The 17,717-nt window shown below is 49.4% G+C and carries 16 protein-coding genes; 11 read left to right on the top strand and 5 right to left on the bottom strand.

Features of this window, described 5'->3' with window-relative positions; all coding sequences use genetic code 11:
* Positions 1-18: 18 nt before the first annotated feature.
* The 4 genes from xerD (at position 19) to thrC (ending at position 4,476) form a co-directional block, all read left to right on the top strand.
* Positions 19-936 (top strand): site-specific tyrosine recombinase XerD, encoded by a 918-nt coding sequence (gene xerD, locus FTT64_RS01990; protein WP_180182008.1) that lies wholly within the window; start codon positions 19-21, stop codon positions 934-936.
* Between the two features lie 97 nt (positions 937-1,033).
* A complete protein-coding gene (locus FTT64_RS01985) occupies positions 1,034-1,846 on the top strand; it encodes a DsbC family protein (RefSeq protein WP_104473377.1) in 813 nt (270 codons plus the stop codon).
* Between the two features lie 122 nt (positions 1,847-1,968).
* Entirely contained in the window at positions 1,969-3,273 is a 1,305-nt protein-coding gene (locus tag FTT64_RS01980; RefSeq protein ID WP_016659702.1) for a homoserine dehydrogenase, read from the top strand.
* A gap of 57 nt (positions 3,274-3,330) precedes the next feature.
* Positions 3,331-4,476 carry a threonine synthase gene (gene thrC / locus FTT64_RS01975; protein WP_005181581.1) on the top strand — a complete coding sequence of 382 codons (1,146 nt, stop codon included), beginning with the start codon at positions 3,331-3,333 and terminating at the stop codon, positions 4,474-4,476.
* 92 nt (positions 4,477-4,568) lie between these two features.
* On the opposite strand, the gene FTT64_RS01970 is transcribed toward thrC, so the two are convergent.
* Positions 4,569-5,651, bottom strand: a complete 1,083-nt coding sequence (locus tag FTT64_RS01970) for a serine hydrolase (RefSeq protein ID WP_127799456.1) — start codon at positions 5,649-5,651, stop codon at positions 4,569-4,571.
* Positions 5,652-5,868: 217 nt separating this feature from the next.
* Between FTT64_RS01970 and FTT64_RS01965 the strand changes: the two genes are divergently transcribed.
* The 3 genes from FTT64_RS01965 to FTT64_RS01955 all read left to right on the top strand — a co-directional run bounded on the left by FTT64_RS01965 (position 5,869) and on the right by FTT64_RS01955 (position 9,514).
* Positions 5,869-6,504 carry a response regulator gene (locus FTT64_RS01965; RefSeq protein ID WP_005181577.1) on the top strand — a complete coding sequence of 212 codons (636 nt, stop codon included), beginning with the start codon at positions 5,869-5,871 and terminating at the stop codon, positions 6,502-6,504.
* Positions 6,505-6,518: 14 nt separating this feature from the next.
* Positions 6,519-8,087, top strand: coding sequence for a PAS domain-containing sensor histidine kinase (locus tag FTT64_RS01960; protein WP_104489117.1), 1,569 nt, complete (start codon positions 6,519-6,521; stop codon positions 8,085-8,087).
* Positions 8,088-8,158: 71 nt separating this feature from the next.
* A complete protein-coding gene (locus FTT64_RS01955; RefSeq protein ID WP_171526345.1) occupies positions 8,159-9,514 on the top strand; it encodes a sigma-54 dependent transcriptional regulator in 1,356 nt (451 codons plus the stop codon).
* A gap of 16 nt (positions 9,515-9,530) precedes the next feature.
* Here the strand turns inward: FTT64_RS01955 and FTT64_RS01950 are convergent, their stop codons facing one another.
* The 4 genes from FTT64_RS01950 to lptF all read right to left on the bottom strand — a co-directional run bounded on the left by FTT64_RS01950 (position 9,531) and on the right by lptF (position 14,562).
* Positions 9,531-10,700, bottom strand: a complete 1,170-nt coding sequence (locus FTT64_RS01950; RefSeq protein ID WP_005181572.1) for a S41 family peptidase — start codon at positions 10,698-10,700, stop codon at positions 9,531-9,533.
* A gap of 23 nt (positions 10,701-10,723) precedes the next feature.
* The gene (gene gpmI / locus FTT64_RS01945; protein WP_005181570.1) at positions 10,724-12,271 is read right to left on the bottom strand and encodes a 2,3-bisphosphoglycerate-independent phosphoglycerate mutase; all 1,548 of its coding nucleotides are present in this window, start codon (positions 12,269-12,271) and stop codon (positions 10,724-10,726) included.
* Positions 12,272-12,389: 118 nt separating this feature from the next.
* Positions 12,390-13,460 (bottom strand): LPS export ABC transporter permease LptG, encoded by a 1,071-nt coding sequence (lptG, locus tag FTT64_RS01940; protein ID WP_127801557.1) that lies wholly within the window; start codon positions 13,458-13,460, stop codon positions 12,390-12,392.
* A 1-nt stretch (position 13,461) separates the two neighbouring features.
* Positions 13,462-14,562 carry an LPS export ABC transporter permease LptF gene (gene lptF, locus FTT64_RS01935; protein ID WP_180182009.1) on the bottom strand — a complete coding sequence of 367 codons (1,101 nt, stop codon included), beginning with the start codon at positions 14,560-14,562 and terminating at the stop codon, positions 13,462-13,464.
* A gap of 158 nt (positions 14,563-14,720) precedes the next feature.
* Here lptF and FTT64_RS01930 point away from each other — a divergent pair, with 158 nt between their 5' ends.
* The 4 genes from FTT64_RS01930 to FTT64_RS01915 all read left to right on the top strand — a co-directional run bounded on the left by FTT64_RS01930 (position 14,721) and on the right by FTT64_RS01915 (position 17,640).
* Positions 14,721-16,169, top strand: coding sequence for a leucyl aminopeptidase (locus FTT64_RS01930; RefSeq protein ID WP_005181565.1), 1,449 nt, complete (start codon positions 14,721-14,723; stop codon positions 16,167-16,169).
* The gene (locus FTT64_RS01925; RefSeq protein ID WP_005181563.1) at positions 16,162-16,569 is read left to right on the top strand and encodes a DNA polymerase III subunit chi; all 408 of its coding nucleotides are present in this window, start codon (positions 16,162-16,164) and stop codon (positions 16,567-16,569) included. Before FTT64_RS01930 ends, FTT64_RS01925 begins: the two co-directional genes overlap by 8 nt.
* A gap of 23 nt (positions 16,570-16,592) precedes the next feature.
* Positions 16,593-17,213 carry a hypothetical protein gene (locus tag FTT64_RS01920; RefSeq protein WP_016659708.1) on the top strand — a complete coding sequence of 207 codons (621 nt, stop codon included), beginning with the start codon at positions 16,593-16,595 and terminating at the stop codon, positions 17,211-17,213.
* 208 nt (positions 17,214-17,421) lie between these two features.
* Entirely contained in the window at positions 17,422-17,640 is a 219-nt protein-coding gene (locus FTT64_RS01915; protein ID WP_005181560.1) for a hypothetical protein, read from the top strand.
* The last annotated feature ends 77 nt before the right edge of the window (positions 17,641-17,717 follow it).

The following is a 17,717-nucleotide window of genomic DNA, read 5'->3' as shown; positions in this document are numbered from 1 at the left end:
TAAATTAAAGTGATCCACATGCTCAATAAAAAGCCCCGCATTCCTGCACCTGTCACCATTCCGGAACATTTAAGCTATTTGCAGGGCTTTCGTGATCATCTGGTAGCACAAACCGTCAGTCCACATACCCGCAATGCCTATCTGTCCGACTTAATGTTATGCAGTGCCTGCGTGCCCAGTTCGATGCTGGACTGGAACCATGATGATATTTCCGATGTCCTGATTGAATTGACCAAACAGCAAAAAAGCCCACGTTCGATTGCCCGCTGCCTATCGGCCTTAAGAGCCTTTTATAAATTTCTGCGTGAGCAGAAACTACGCGCCGACAATCCGGTCGCCGCACATAAAACCCCAAAACTGGGCCGGGCCTTGCCCAAAGATCTGTCTGAAGCCGATGTTGAAGCGCTAATTCAGGCACCGGATGTCAATACAGCACTGGGTCTGCGCGACCGGGCCATGTTTGAAGTACTGTATGCCTGTGGTTTACGTGTCTCTGAATTGCTGAATTTGCGTCTGGAGCTGATTAACCTGAAACAGGGTTATTTGCGCATTGTCGGTAAAGGCAATAAAGAACGTCTGGTACCTTTGGGCCAAGTCGCCTGTGAATGGGTAGAACACTATCTGCAAGAGGCGCGGCCGCAGCTGTATAAAACCAGCACCGATTATTTATTTCTGACCCAGCATGGCGGCATCATGAGCCGGCAGAACTTCTGGTATGCGATTAAACGCTATGCACTACAGGCCGGGATTCAGGCCGAATTATCGCCGCATACCTTACGCCATGCTTTTGCCACCCATCTGCTCAATCATGGCGCGGACCTGCGCGTGGTGCAAATGCTGCTGGGACATAGCGACCTGTCGACCACACAAATTTATACCCATGTCGCGCAGATTCGCATGCAGCAGCTGCACGCGACCCATCATCCTCGCGCTTAACCGCACTGCCGAAATACGACCAAGAAGTTTTCGATCGGTCATTTTTTTTTGTTATGCTAGCCTCCTTGTTTTTATATCGATAAGAAAAGGGTTAGCAATGACATTTACCCGCGCGAAAATTGTAATGGCCATGACACTTGCTGCAGGCCTGGGCCTGACGGCGTGCTCGAGCAATAATGATGAGAAAAAACAAACCACGCTTACGGCCAGTGCACCGGCAACCGGGGAAGCCTCTACCCTTTCTGAACGTAATGCCCAGCAGCGTCTGGTCAAAACCCTGGAACAGCATTTTAAAACTGCTGGCATTCAGGCCAAAATTACTGAAGTCAAAACCACGGAAGTCCCGAATCTGTACTGGGTCAGCCTGGAAGGCATGTCTGCGGTCTATGCCACCAGCGATGGCAAATACATTTTCCAAGGCGATGTGATCCGTTTAGGCGACAAACAGCTGCATAATGTCGGTGAGAGCCTGCAAGCCGGCACCAATAAACAGATTTTTGCCAGCCTGAAAGAGCAGGATCTGCTGATCTATAAAGCCAAGGGCGAAACCAAACACGTCATTTATGTGTTTACCGATGTCAGCTGTCCATACTGCCACAAGCTGCATGAACATATGGATGAGCTGAACAGCAAAGGCATTGAAGTGCGCTATATTGCCTGGCCACGTGGTGAACAGTTTATTCCGGCCATGGAAAGCGTCTGGTGTAGCCAAGACCGCCATGCGGCTTTTGATCAGGCCATTGCCGGTGCTGAACTGCCTGCCGCGAGCTGCAAAACGCCAGTACGTGAACACTATCAGCTGGGTCTGAATATTGGGGTGAACGGTACACCGGCAATCTATAGTGCAGACGGGGTTTACCTTGGTGGTTATCTGTCGCCAAGCGAATTGCTGAAGCGTTTAAATAACTAATTTTAATGGGTTAAATTACTGTTTTTTATAGATCAAGAGAAAGTGATTTCTACGCTAGAGTCTTCAGCTTTTTTTAGCTATGATCTAAGCTCGCTTAAAATTGATTAAATATGGAGTGTGACGTGAAACCAGTTCGTCTGGCAATCCTCGGTCTTGGTACTGTGGGTGGTGGTGCCCTTAAACTATTAAAAGAAAATGCTGCTGAGATTAAACGTCGCACCGGTCGTGAAATTGAAATTACCTATGTCGGCACCCGTCGTCCGCGTCCAGACCTGAACCTGCCAGAAACGGTCAAACAAAGCTCGGACCTGCTGGATATCGTGCGTCAACCGGATGTAGATGTCGTGGTAGAAGTCATGGGTGGGATTCATCCTGCATATGAAGTCATTATGGAAGCGATGAAACACGGCAAACATATTGTCACCGCAAACAAGGCCTTGCTGGCTGAACACGGCAACGAACTGTTTAAAGCCGCGGATGATCATGCCGTTCAGATCGCTTATGAAGCTGCGGTAGCTGGTGGTATTCCAATCATCAAGGTGATTCGTGAAGGTCTGGCCGCGAACAAGATTGAATGGCTGGCGGGTATCATTAACGGTACCGGTAACTTCATCTTAAGCGAAATGCGTGAAAAAGGCCGTGCCTTTGCCGATGTGCTGAAAGAAGCGCAAGAGCTGGGTTATGCCGAAGCCGATCCAACCTTCGACGTTGAAGGCATTGATGCAGCGCACAAGCTGACTATCTTGGCCTCATGTGCATTTGGTATTCCGCTGCAATTTGACAAGGTGTACACCGAAGGCATTAGCAAAATTACCGCGCAAGATGTCAAATATGCCGAAGATTTAGGTTTCCGCATCAAGCATTTAGGGATTGCACGCCGTACCGATGCCGGTATTGAATTGCGTGTGCATCCAACCCTGATTCCTGAAGAAGAACTGATTGCCAATGTGAATGGCGTGAAAAATGCGGTGCTGGTGCAGGCCAATGCAGTCGGTCCAACCCTGTATTATGGCGCCGGTGCCGGTGCAGGCCCAACCGCTTCAGCAGTGGTTGCTGACGTGGTCGATATTGTCCGTGACATCTCCTATACCGAAGACGGTGCAGGGACAATTCCGCAACTGGCCTTCGAAGCCTTAACCGACCTGCCAATTTTAAGCCGTGAACAGATGACCACGGGTTACTATATTCGCATTAATGCCGAAGACCAGACCGGTGTACTGGCCGATGTCACCACTATTTTAAGCCGTGCCGGTATCAGTATTGATGCCATCATGCAGCAATCTCGCTTAAAAGACCTTATCCCTATCGTGATTCTAACTGACCCAGTTCAGGAATCAAAAATGGATGAAGCGTTACAACAAATTCAAGCTTTGCCTGTGATTCATGGCGAAATTGTACGAATTCGTTTAGAATCGCTTGATAATTAATCGGGTCAAGGGGAATATTTCCCCTTGCCAAGCTCTACACACAATTGGAACATCATCATGTCGAATGCCAATCGTTATACTGGTTTAGTTGACCGTTATCGTGACCGTTTACCAGTGTCTGCAACTACACGTGCAATCTCTCTCGGTGAAGGGAATACCCCGCTAATCAAGCTTGAGAACATTCCACGTATTATTGGCAAGAACGTTGAAATTTATGTGAAGTATGAAGGCTTAAACCCGACAGGTTCATTTAAAGACCGTGGTATGACCATGGCCGTAACCAAAGCGGTTGAAGAAGGTTCAAAAGCCATTATCTGTGCCTCCACCGGTAACACTTCTGCAGCGGCAGCAGCCTATGCAGCGCGTGCTGGTATCAAAGCGTTTGTCTTAATTCCTGAAGGCAAAATTGCCATGGGTAAAATGGCACAGGCCATGATGTACGGTGCCATCACCATGCAGATTCGCGGTAACTTTGACGATGGTATGCGTCTGGTGAAAGAAGTGGCCGATCAGGCTCCTGTAACCATCGTAAACTCGATCAACCCGTACCGTCTGCAAGGTCAAAAGACCATTGCCTACGAAATCGTGGATGAACTCGGCCGTGCCCCAGACTACCACTGCCTGCCAGTTGGTAACGCGGGCAATATTACTGCACACTGGATGGGTTATACCGAAGCTGTGGCTAACCAGCCTGCAGACCAGTTTGAACAAGTGGTGTATGATGCGGCAACGGATGCCTTTACTGGTCCAAAACCGGAAGGTTTACCAGTTATGGTCGGTTATCAAGCCTCTGGCGCTGCGCCATTCTTACGTGGTGCGCCAGTTGAAAACCCGGAAACTGTAGCCACTGCAATCCGTATTGGTAACCCGCAAAGCTGGAACCATGCCAAAGCTGTAGTTCGTGATTCACAAGGCTGGTTCGATGAACTGACCGATGCGGAAATTCTGGAAGCTCAGCGCATGCTGTCCATGTACGAAGGCGTATTTGTTGAGCCTGCATCTGCAGCATCCATTGGCGGCGCGATGCGTGACATTAAAGCCGGTAAAATTGCAGAAGGTTCAGTAATTGTATGTACTGTTACTGGTAACGGTCTGAAAGACCCAGACACTGCAATGAAACAGTGCCAGGATGCGGTGATGCTGTCGATTGACGCTACCATGGATCAGGTTCGTGATTCTATCCTTTCAAACATGGATCAATAATTCCGGTTTGCAACAAAAAATCCCTGCCCATGCAGGGATTTTTTTATAGCTGAGGTTTTAGTTCTGCACGATTTCGCACAGAACAATTCAGCTTAAATCCGTTTTGGTAACTGGCTGGTCCAGGACATTAAACGAGTAGCATCGTTATTACGCGCCTGGGTATTGCTGGCCCCTAAAATAATCACCACCGCCGGACGTGAATTTAAAGTGGTGTGCATCACCAGACAACGCCCTGCTTCATTAATAAAGCCGGTTTTAGACAGGTTAATATTCCAGCCACCATTACGCACCAGCGAATTGGTATTGTTCGATTTCAGCACCCGATAACCTAGGTTAAAGTCATAGCTTGGCGTGGTCGAAAACTGGCGAATCAGGCCATATTGTGACGCGGTACTGACCAGAATACCTAAATCACGCGCCGATGATACATTGCGTGGGTCCAAACCGGTCGATTCGGTAAAGCGGGTCGAATGCATGCCCAGCTCACGCGCTTTGTTGTTCATGGCAGCCACGAACGCGCTGCGTCCACCTGGATAGGTACGCGCCAGCGCTGCTGCGGCCGGGTTTTCTGATTTCATTAAGGCAAATAATAAGGCTTCAGCACGGTTCATCTTGTCGCCCACACGCAGGGTCGAACTCGAGTTCTTGCCTGCTGCACCGGCAAAATCAATCTGCTGCAAGGTAATTTGCTCAGACATATTTAAACGCGCATCTGCCGTCACTACCGCAGTCATCACTTTGGTAATTGAAGCAATCGGCAACGCGGTATTGGTATTTTTACTGTACAGCACTTCACCGGTATTGGCATCCATCACCAGTGCGGCACGTGCGTTCACAGTGGGCTGGTTGCTATAGGATGCAGTATCCAGAATCGGGCTGGTTCTGCTAACCGTGCTGGCTGGCGCCGGTGTGCTGGAACTGCGTACCGTGGTGGTAATTTTGGTTGAGCCTTGTGGTGACGGTTCCACCACCTGCTCGGTCACAGAAGTCGTGGCGGTGGTCATCACATCGCCATTCAGCAGCTGATTGGCCTCTTCAGATGACCAGCTTAGCGTTGCCTGGGCGTTACTCCCCGAGGAAGGGTTCATGACGATTTCAGCAGTACTGACTGAACTCATGCCGAGCAGAACCGATGCTCCCAGCACATGCATTAATAACTTCTTAGAATTTTTCACTATTGCTTACTCAACTCAGGGAGGTAAGATACATTTGCGTATTACCTCAAATATGCCTTACATTTACAACACAGCACGGAACCAATTTTAGCCTCCGACATTGTGCAGAATTTTTCACTTTAGGTTAAGAATAGGATGGCCAATTTTGTCGGTTGATTGCAAGCTAATTTTGCTATATGTAACAAAAAAGATGATTTTAGTGAGAGGGAGAGTCTAGGTGATCACAGTTTTAGTGGTAGATGATCATGAATTGGTTCGTACCGGCATCTGCCGTATGCTCGAAGACCACACCGATGTTCAGGTCATTGGACAAGCTGAATCTGGGGAAGAAGCCATTAATCTGGTGCGCCAGCATCATCCCAATGTGGTCCTGCTTGACGTGAACATGCCGGGCATTGGCGGGGTAGAAACCACGCGCCGTTTATTACAGACTGCCCCGGAAACCAAGGTATTGGCGGTCAGTGGTCTGGCCGAAGAACCCTATCCTTCTTTATTACTCAAAGCCGGTGCCAAAGGCTATATCACCAAAGGTGCACCTGTCTCGGAAATGGTGCGTGCCATTAAAAAAGTCATGCAGGGCGGTAAATATTTTAGTGCCGATATTGCCGAGCAACTGGCCAGTTCCTACCTGTCAGACACCCAGCAATCACCGTTCGACAGCCTGTCGGAACGTGAAATGCAGGTGGCAATGATGGTGGTGAACTGTATTAGCGCGCAGGAAATTGCTGACAAGCTGTTCGTCAGCGTGAAAACCGTAAACACCTATCGCTACCGTATTTTTGAAAAACTGAATATCGACAGTGATGTCAAACTGACCCATCTGGCCATTCGCTACGGATTAATTAAACCTTAAGCGGTTTATGCCTCATGGATATCCGCCGTACGCAAGCTGAACTGAACCAGTACCATCTCGGGCTATGGTACGGGGCGTATCGGCTGATAATTGCCTTCTGTTTGCTGCTGATTTATTTACTCACCACTCAAACTCTCAATCATGATTATCAGCATCCACGGCTGTATGCCGCCAGTCTGGTGCTGTATTTTATTTTTAGCTGTGCCCAGCTGCTGTATTTTCGCTATGTCCGGCACAGGATTCCGCTACAACTCACGCTGATTTTCAGTGTTGATGTACTGGTGCTCAGCAGCCTGACCTTTGCGCTGGATGGACCGAGCCTGCATTTAAGCCTGCTGTTTGTGATTGCGATTTTCGCCGCGACGTTATTGCTGGAAAAAAGCAAGGCGCTGTTCATTACCCTGGTGGCAATGATTTGTGTCACCTATCAGCATTTTGTTGGCACATTACTGGATTTTTCCTCTCTGGATCGCATCGGGCAAAGTGCCCTGCTCTCGTTCCTGTTTTTTATTATTTACCGTTTTGGCCAGATTGCCGTCCGCCGTTTCCAGATTCTGGAGCACCTGAACTTTTCCCAATCACTGGAACTGAACCGGCTAAAGAATATTAACCGCTATATTCTGGAACAGACCGATATGGGCTATCTGGTGCTGGATGAAAACTGCCATATTATGGTCAGTAATCCGGCCGCCTGCCATTTGCTGGGTATTAATCCGCTGTATGCTTTCGACAAATATCCACTGTATAAAGTACAGCCCGACCTATTTCAATTATTGCAGTTTGACCAGCTCTCTAACGGCGAAAAATTCCAGTTTGAATCGCAGCTCAGTCATTTCCTGATCCAGATTCAGGTACAAAAGCTGGTGGTGCCGCAGCAGACCTTAACCTTGCTGGTGCTGCAGGATGCACGGCAAATCAACCAGCGTGTGCAGCAACTGAAACTGGCAGCACTGGGCCAGCTTTCGGCCAGTATTGCCCATGAAATTCGTAATCCGCTGGCGGCCATTGTCCAGGCCAATCGCCTGCTGGCTGGCAGCGATACCGATCAGCAGCAGATGCTGAGCCAGATGATTGACAAGCAGTCGCAGCGCATTGACAAGATCATTGATGACACCCTGAGCATGGTGAAAAATAAGGAAACCACACCGGTGCAGATTGATCTGGCGCGTTTTATTCCGCAGCTGATCCAGGATGATCTGGCCGATCTGGCCAGCCAGATTCAGGTCAGCCAGCCCGAACCTCTGCAGATTCTGTTTGATGAATCCCAGCTGCGTCAGGTGCTGATTAACCTGATCCGTAATGCCCAGCGCCACAATGCGCCGGATCATCCAATTGAACTGCAACTTTATCGCCAGCAGGACACGGTCTATATGGATGTCAAAGATTATGGCAGCGGCGTGGCTTCACATGATATTCGCTACCTGTTTCAACCATTTTTTAGTACCGAAATTAGTGGAACTGGTTTAGGATTATACTTATCACATAGTTTCTGCGAGGCCAATCGGGCCAAGCTGCGCTATGTAGAACAAAAACAAGGAGCATGTTTCAGGATTGAATGCTCACCTGTTGACGTAAATAAATAGTTTTTTGGGGAAGTTTAGTGGAACAACCACTCGTTCTCTTCGTCGATGACGAGGAAGATTTATGCACGCTCATGCAAATGACATTGGCGCGCATGGGGATTCAAACACACGTGGCACACCGGCTGGAGCAGGCACGGCAGTTGCTGTCCAGTCATCACTATGATGCTTGCATCACCGATCTGAATTTGCCTGATGGAAATGGCCTGCAACTGGTCGAGCTGATTGCCCAGCATTTTCCGCAGCTGCCGGTTGCGGTGCTGACGGCCTATGGCAATATGGAAATTGCCATTGCCGCGCTCAAAGCCGGGGCCTTTGATTTTGTCAGCAAACCGATTAACCAGAAACACCTCGAACAATTGCTGGAAAAAGCACTGAATCAGCCGCTGTTTAAAGCACATAGTCAGGAAGCGGACCAGCTGGAACAGCGGATGCTGATCGGGCAATCTCTACCGATTCAGCAACTGCGCACCACCCTGAAAAAAATTGCCCGCTCGCAGGCACCGGTGTTTATTAGCGGTGAATCAGGCACCGGGAAAGAAGTGGTGGCCAATCTGGTGCATCGCCTCAGCAACCGCAGTGACGGGCCTTTTATTGCCATTAACTGTGGCGCGATTCCGGGCGATTTGATGGAAAGCGAATTCTTCGGCCATAAAAAAGGCAGCTTTACCGGTGCAGCGCAGGACAAACAGGGTCTGATTCAATCGGCACACGGCGGTAGCCTGTTCCTGGATGAAATTGCCGAACTGCCGCTCAATATGCAGGTAAAACTGCTGCGCGCGGTGCAGGAAAAACGGATTCGTCCGGTCGGTTCCGATACGGAAATTGATGTTGATTTCCGGATTATTAGTGCCAGCCATCAGGACCTGGAAGCGTTAGTCCAGCAAGGCCGGTTCCGTCAGGATCTGTTCTTCCGGATTCATGTAATGGATATTGTGCTGCCACCGCTACGTGAGCGCGGTCAGGATATTTTATTGCTGGCCCAGCATTTTATTCAGAAAATTGCCCAGGAATGGGATATACACAGCAAAACCCTGTCAGAACGTGCCCAGCAGTTTTTGCTGGAACAGTATTATCCGGGTAATGTGCGTGAGCTACGCAATATCATTGAACGCGCCATGACCTTGAGTGATGATGATGTGATTGATCTGCCACATCTGCAGACCGCACCCTTACGCAAAATGGCACCGCTGGCCGAGCCAGAAGCTGACCCGGCAACACCGGTTACAGCTGATGCCCTGCCCGCTGCTCCGCGTAAACTGCCGGAAGAAGGACTGGAGCTGTTTCTGGAGAAAATCGAAAAAGAGATTTTGCTGAATGCACTGAATCTGACCCATTGGAACCGGACCCTGGCTGCGAAAAAACTGGGGATGTCGTTTCGTTCCCTGCGTTATCGACTAAAGAAATTCGGACTGGATACCGATGAATAAGGTGCGAACCCTGCGCCTATTTATGACTTAACAGTAGCTCTGCAACATGGTCCAGATAATTGTCTTCTTTCATATCCTGTTGCAGTGCATAGCGCTGGTTCGGTTCAATCCCGACCCCTTCAATCATTTTGCCTTGCGGGGTGTAATAGTGAGAAACCGTCATTTGTAAGGCGGTGCCATCTGACAGCGGAAACAGCTTCTGTACCACCCCTTTGCCATAACTTTTTTCACCAATCACCCAGGCACGGCCATGATCTTTTAAGGCGGCAGTAAACACTTCTGCAGCCGAGGCCGAACGCTGGTTAATCAGCACACCGACCTTTAGATTCTGGAATTCAAAACTCGGTAAAGCCTGAAATTGCTGGTCGCCTTCAGCGCGGCTTTTGGTAGAAACAATTACGCCCTGATTCAAGAACAGATCGGCTGATTCAACCGCCGAGGACAGTAAACCACCCGGATTATTGCGCAGGTCAAACAGTACCGCCTTTAGCCGTGGTGTGCTGTACTGTTCGATCAGTTCCTTGATTTCATTGGCAGTATCTTGCTGGAAGACTTTGACTTTAATCAGTAGTACCTGATTACTCAGCATCTGCGCCTGAATATCGGTTTCGACTTTTCTGTTGCGTACCAGACGAATCGGCTGCGCGCTTGCGGTCAGTTGCAAGGTGATATTGGAGCCAACCGCGCCCATCAACAAGGCATTGACCTGATCCTGATTGAGCTTTTGCAGTTCCTGATTGTCGATTTTAAAGACCGAAATACCATTACGCAGGCCTTGTTTGGCCGAGTCGGCATCGGGTCTTAAATTGTGGATCTGCCATTGATGCTGCTGGGCATCGTAACGTAAATTAAAATCGACCGAGGCCAGATCACCTTCGGTATATTGCACCAAGGCACGGTAATCTTCGGCATTCAGATAACGCGAATACTGGTCCAGTCCGGAAACCAGACCTTGAATGGCTTGAGCAAACAAAGCTTCGTCACTTTTTTCCGTGACATAATTGGCTTTGACCAGCCCATAAATTTTGACAAACTGCTGGATCGATTCGACCGGCACTTCCACATAGTCCTGCTCAGTGGTTTCTTCTAGTGCCAGCGGATCTTGATCTTCTGCCGCCCAGACAGGCAGGTTCACACACATCATCAATGTTGTTGCAACAAGCATGCGTTTCCAGTGTGGAACCATCCTTTCACCTATCTGTTGGCAGTTTATGGAGTCAGGGTAATTAAATTACGCCCTTGCATTTCTGCAGGAATTGGCAGTTGCATCAGACTCAGTAAAGTCGGTGCCACATCGGCCAGAACACCACCCTCTGCAATCACCGCCTGGGTCGGGCCGGCATAAATAAACGGCACCAGCTCGGTAGTATGCTGGGTATGGACCTGACCACTGTCATAGTCCTGCATCTGCTCGACATTACCATGGTCGGCAGTAATCAGCATATGACCCTGCTTGGCCATTACAGCTTCATACACACGGCCCAGACAGGTATCCACTGCTTCTACCGCTTTCACCGCTGCATCAAACACACCGGTATGACCCACCATATCGCCATTGGCATAGTTGACCACCAACAAGTCATATTCACCTGAATTGATCGCTGCCACCAGCTCATCTGTCACTTCATACGCGCTCATTTCTGGCTTGAGATCATAAGTTGCTACATTTGGTGATGGAATCAGAATGCGCTTTTCGCCCGGATATTCATCTTCACGGCCGCCACTAAAGAAGAAGGTCACGTGTGCATATTTTTCGGTTTCGGCAATACGCAGCTGGGTTTTACCCAGGTCTGACAGGTATTCACCGAGCGAGTTTTTTAATGCTTCTGGCATATAAGCCACAGGTGCATCAATGGTGGCCTGGTAACGGGTCAGCATCACAAACTTGGCCAGCTGCGGCACCACTTTACGCTCAAAACCGGCAAAGTCGGTTTCCACAAAGGCTTTGGTCAGTTCACGGGCACGGTCTGCACGGAAGTTCATGAACACCACGCTGTCGCCATCCTGAATTGCCGCAACCTCACCAATACGGGTAGCTTTAACAAATTCATCGCTTTCATCGGCTGCATAAGCTGCGTCCAGACCAGCTACGGCGGTTGCTGCAGTACGGACTGCTTCACCTTCTGTTAACAGACGATAAGCCTGTTCTACACGATCCCAACGATTGTCGCGGTCCATGGCAAAATAACGGCCGATCATGCTGGCAATCCGGCCTTGGCCTGGATATTGGGCAAACAGGGCATCCAGTTTTTGCAAAGAGGGCTGCGCACTTTTTGGCGGAGTATCACGGCCATCCAGAAATGCGTGTAAATAAACAGTTGCACCACGTTTCAGCGCCAGCTCCGCCATTGCCACAATATGGTCTTCATGTGAGTGCACACCACCTTCCGACAGCAGGCCCATTAAGTGCACGGCACCGCCCGCAGCTTTGGCTTTCTCGACTGCATCGACCAGCACTTCATGTTCAAAGAAAGCACCGGTACGGATATCTTTGGTAATGCGGGTAAAGTCCTGATATAGCACACGGCCGGCACCCAGGTTCATATGGCCCACTTCGGAGTTACCCATCTGACCATCTGGCAGGCCCACATCTTCACCTGAACCTGAAATCAACCCATGCGGATGCTTTTCCTGCATAGCGGTCAAATTTGGACGTTGTGCCGCCAGGAACGCATTGTCCTCAACAGCTTCACGATGCCCAATACCATCCATAATGACCAGTACGTGAGGGATTTTGCCTGCAGTTGCATCCGTCATAGTTCACACTCTTTTAGTCTACAAATTAATCGCATATCTTACCGAATTTTCAGTTCGGACACCATGCACGGCTGATGGTTTCAACCGCGCCACACTATCGTTTTGTTCAATTGCCGGCTTATCGGGCACGTTGCAGCAGATAACCACCCACCACAAACATCAGAATAATCGGGATAAACACAAACCAGGCTGGAGATGGCGCATAAATCAGGCTGGCATAACCGAGGAAATCCTGTAAATAGAAAAAGCCTAGGCCGACAAACAAGGCTATCACCAGACGGAAACCCATCGACTGCTGGCGCAGCGGTCCAAAAATAAAGGAACAGGCAATCAGCACCAGCGCAATCAGGGCAAATGGAGAACCAACTTTTTGCCAGAAAGCCAACTGATAGCTTTTCGGCACCTGACTGTACTCATGCATATAGCTCATGAAGCTGACCAGCTGGCTGGGTGATAAATCTTCCGGGTCGATGGTGACCATGTGTACATATTTTGGTTGCAAGGCCAGCGATAAAGGCTGCGTGGCCTGCTGATCAGCAATAGCATTGCCCTCTGGCAGAATGTCCATTTGGCGGCTGTTTTGCAGTGACCAGGCGCCATCTTCGACAAACTGGCCCTGTTCGGCATTTAAGGTACCGCGTAAGCGGAAGTTATCATCGAAGTCGATGACCTGAATATTCTTCAGTGTGCCCTGCGAGTTGGCATAGTCAATATAAATAAAGCGCTGCCCTTCGCGGGTCCAGTAGCCTTTGACTTCACCGAGTTCAGCCACGCTGCGATATTTCTTGACGCTTTCTGCGCGCTCGTTGGTATAGGGAATCACCCATTCACTTAAGGCAAAAGACAGCACCACCAGAATAAGCGCCGAACGCACCACCCAGCCGACAATCCGCCACAGGCTGATACCAGCGGCACGCATCACAATCAACTCACTGTTTGAAGCCAGCGTGCCCAGGCCCAGCACCGCGCCAATTAATGCGGCAATCGGGAGAATTTCATACAGATAACCGGGCGCACCCCAGAGCACATGCCATAAGGCATCCAGCGCGCCATAGCCTTCTTTTAGGGAACCGAGTTCACCCAGATAGGTAAATAATACCTGTAAGCCGGACAACACCGCGGTTGCCCCCAACATCGCCAGTGCGGTCGTTTTGGTCACATGCTTGGCCACTATACGACGTGCGAACATATTAAGACCTCACTCGCTGAATCTGTTTCTTGATTTTGGGTGCCAGTTTCTGTTTACGCGAGAACAGCGCCGCCGCAATGGCATAGACCATCAGCACCAGCGGATAGGCCCAGATACCCATTTCTTCTTTACTGATCCGGGTTTTGACCGCCATTAGCGCCACAATCAGGCTGGCAAAAATCAGCAGGGCCGGAAACAGTTTTAAATAACGTCCCTGACGCGGACTGACTTCTGATAAAGCCACCGCCAGCAGCAGCGCCACCAGAATTGAAAACGGTACGAAGATGCGCCAGCCCAGCTCACTGGCCACCACCGGGTCCTCACGGTTATCCCACAATTGCCCGATTGGCAGGGCTTCCACTTCGGTGCTCTGGAATTTGGCTTCCTGATCACTTTCCAGACGCAAACGATAGCTGGCAAATTCAGCCTGAGAATACTGCGGACGATCCGGATAAATTTCATAACGGCGCCCTTCGACCAGATCGACCACATTGGCCGGATCATTGGACAGTTCAATCCGGGTCGCCTCTTTGGCCAGAATCATGATATCCGGTTTGCCCGGACGGTCAGCACGCTGGTAGAAGAAAATATCTTTCAGATTACGCCGGTCTTCTGACAGGTCGCCGGCATAAATGGTATAGGGCCCCGAAGAAATAAACTCTTTTGGCCGCACCAGATCGAAACCGGTACGGACCGCCTGATTGGTGGTCAATTCTTCAAACTGGCGAATCCCCCACGGTGCTGCCCAAACCATCAGCATGGCCTGCACCGCCAGAAATACCACCGTCATCGGGACTAATAAACGTGCCAGTTGGTTACGACTGACACCGCTGCCATTTAACACTGCCATTTCATGATCGACATAAAGCCGGCCAAACACCAGCATCAGGCCAATAAAAAAGCCCAGTGGCAAAATCAGGGTTAAAAATTCCGGCAGACGGTAGCCAATAATGCTAAACAGAATCCCCGCATCCAGACGCCCCTGCGCGGCGACGCCAAAATACTTGATCAGCCGGCCACCCATCATGATCAAGGTCAATAAGGCAATCACAACCAAGGATGTCGACACAACTTGCTTGACCAGATAACGCCGAATAATCAAATTAATGCTTCCAGAAAACGAGGGAATAAAACTAGCGATAGTTTACCCGAATGTTGAAAATATAAAACCTATACTGTTGTTTCACATTGAAACTCTATTCATGAAAATGTTTCAATGGTTTAATGGTTTTAAAATTTTAAAAGGCCTATATAACGCATATGAAACTGACGATTCATCCGACATACCAAGACAATGTCACCGCAGCTGCTTTATTTATTCTGGTCGATGCCAATACCCTTCGTACAACCGCAGATCACTATAAAATCAAAAATTTAGATAGCATCACCCAGGCCGTACAATTTAAATCCGGCTTTAATGAAAGCTTAAGCCTGACAGCACAGGACAACTTGCCGGCATTCAGCCAGCTGATTGGCCTTGGTTCAAGCAGCGAATTACAGCCGGCTAAACTGGCCAAACTGGCGCAAACCATTGTAAAAACCGCACAGAAAAAATTTAGCAGCATTGCGGTAGATCTATCAGTCCTGCCACAAGAACTGCATTATATTTTTGCCTTGAGCCTGACCCAGGCCGCCTACGGTTTTGATGAATTTAAAACCAAAAAGAATGAATTTGTATTAGAGCAGATTCAATTGATTGCCACACAAAGCCCGTTAACTGCCCATCAGCTGAAATTTATTGAAGCGGTACATACTGGTCAGAATTTTGCCCGCGATTTAGGCAACCGTCCGGGGAACATCTGCTTCCCGGAATATCTGGCTGATCAGGCACTGGCACTGGCAGAAGAATTCCCGGATTTACTCAAAGTAACCGTGCTGAATGAACAGCATATGGCTGACCTGGGCATGGGTGCGTTCCTTGCGGTCAGCAAGGGTTCCGAGCGTCCGGGCCGCATGATTACCCTGGAATACAAGGCCAATCTTGAGCAGGCACCTATTGTACTGGTCGGTAAGGGTATTACCTTTGATACCGGCGGTATTTCCCTGAAACCGGGTGCTGGCATGGACGAAATGAAATTCGATATGTGCGGTGCAGCCTCAGTCTTGGGGACCGTACGTGCGCTGTGTGAATCACGCTTGCCGATTCATGTGGTGGCAGCCATTGCCGCAGCGGAAAATATGCCATCGGGCAAAGCCACCCGTCCGGGCGATATTGTCACCACCATGAGCGGTCAGACTGTCGAAATCCTGAACACCGATGCCGAAGGCCGTCTGGTGCTGTGTGATGCCCTGACCTATATCCAGCGTTTTAACCCGGCACTGGTCATTGACGTGGCGACCTTAACCGGTGCCTGTGTGATTGCGCTCGGTTCGGTGTTAACCGGTCTGTTCACACCAGATGATGAACTGGCACAGGAACTGACCCAGGCCGGCCAGCAGAGTTTTGACCGTGTATGGCGTATGCCGGTGATTGATGACTATCAGGAACAATTAGATTCACCTTTTGCCGATATTGGCAATATTGGTGGTCCAAAAGCCGGTTCTGTGACTGCAGCCTGCTTCCTGCAACGCTTTACTCGTGACTATCGCTGGGCGCATCTGGATATTGCCGGCACTGCCTGGAATTCAGGAACCCATAAAGGTGCAACAGGCCGTCCGGTACCGCTACTGATGCAATTCCTGGCCAACCGTGCAGAGCAGCATGGCTAAAGTCAGCTTTTATCTGTTTGAAAAAAGTCCTGAACGGCAAGTGGACAGCACTTGCCGTTTATGCCGGAAAATCCTGCGTGAACCACAGCGCATCTGGCTGTATAGCGCAGACCCGGCATTGCAACGGGCGCTGGATGAACGGCTGTGGAGCTTTGATGCCGGCAGTTTTATTCCGCATGGTATTGATGAGCCTACGGCACAGGTCTGTATTTCAGCGCAGTTGCCAACTGAAAATGATTGGATTGTGTTTAATTTTAACGAACAGGCTCTTGAACAGTTCGCCAAATTTAGTCACATTATCGAAATCATTGAAAATCATGAAACCGCCAAACAGCTTGGTCGGGAAAAATATAAACAATATCGTCGTTTAGGTATTGAGCCGCAAACCCACAAATTATAGAACCACCCCAAAGGAGATGCAGCGTGGCATTAAATGTTGGTCCAGATTTTAAACAGCGCTGGTTAACTGCGCCTGAAGCTGTGCGTCAGACCTTTATTGATGACCTGCATCGGATTAGCGAGGTGCTGCAACCGGACAGCGACCTCAAACGCTGGGTAGAGTACGATCAGCAGCAACAGCAACAGTCCTTTCAGAAAATTGATCAGGCCTATGCCGAACTGAAAATCCAGTTAATTGAAGAAGCGCGTATTCGCCGCCAGCAGATGCTGGAGCAACGTCTGGCCCAACAACGCGCCGATCAGGCCGCGTATGCGCAGGCTCTGTATCAGGATGAACTGCAACAGTTTGCCGCGCAGACCGAAACCCTGGCCAGTTTACGCACCCAGCTGGATCAGGAGATTCTGGACTACACTGCGCGTTATCAAAAAAATCCGGAAAATGGTAGTTTCAATTTTGCCAAAGGCGTGCGTATTGCCGATGAACAGATTCTGTCGGAACTCGACAGTGTGCGGGTACGTCTGGAACTGGAAGCCGAAACCCGGATTGAAGAAGCAGTACAACAGTTCCGCAGCCAGCTACAAGCCGCTGCCCAGGAAGAAATTGAATATATTTTAAAACATTCCCAATTTTCCAAAGAGGCCTAAATGTCGGCCTTCTGGCGTGAAAAACCCGGTACGGTGTCAGTAAATGCAGATTTAAACCGGCCCATCTGAAAGATCAATCGGGTGTGAGGCAGAATTTCTCGCCCAAGCGTCATGAAAGTGAAATATTTTTGTCACAAGATAGTCATACTTTGAATAGCAGTACTGCTGCCTTTTAAAGTAAAAATTATTTTTATAATTAGGGTTTAAAATGGGTATCTTGACACAAATATCGAGCAAAATTGACCATCTGCATAGTGGTGAACAATGGCATATTACTGCTCAGGATTTATTAATCAGCCGTGCAGATTTCCAGTCGCTTTATATTTACCTGACCAAAGAAGCTGAAAAAGGTACATTTTCTTTAGCACCGGTTGCCGAAGCCAGTCCACGTTTAGGCGGTACCTCTGTCACAGTGATCAAGCACTAAGGTCAGCGAATTTCTCCCCGCAAGATAAAAGTCCACCCCGCGTGGGCTTTTTTGTACGTGCGGTTTTTCAGCACTGT

This window comes from Acinetobacter sp. Q186-3 (genome assembly GCF_013420655.1).
GTDB classification, from domain to species: domain Bacteria; phylum Pseudomonadota; class Gammaproteobacteria; order Pseudomonadales; family Moraxellaceae; genus Acinetobacter; species Acinetobacter indicus.
This window is presented reverse-complemented; position numbering and strand designations above follow the sequence as displayed.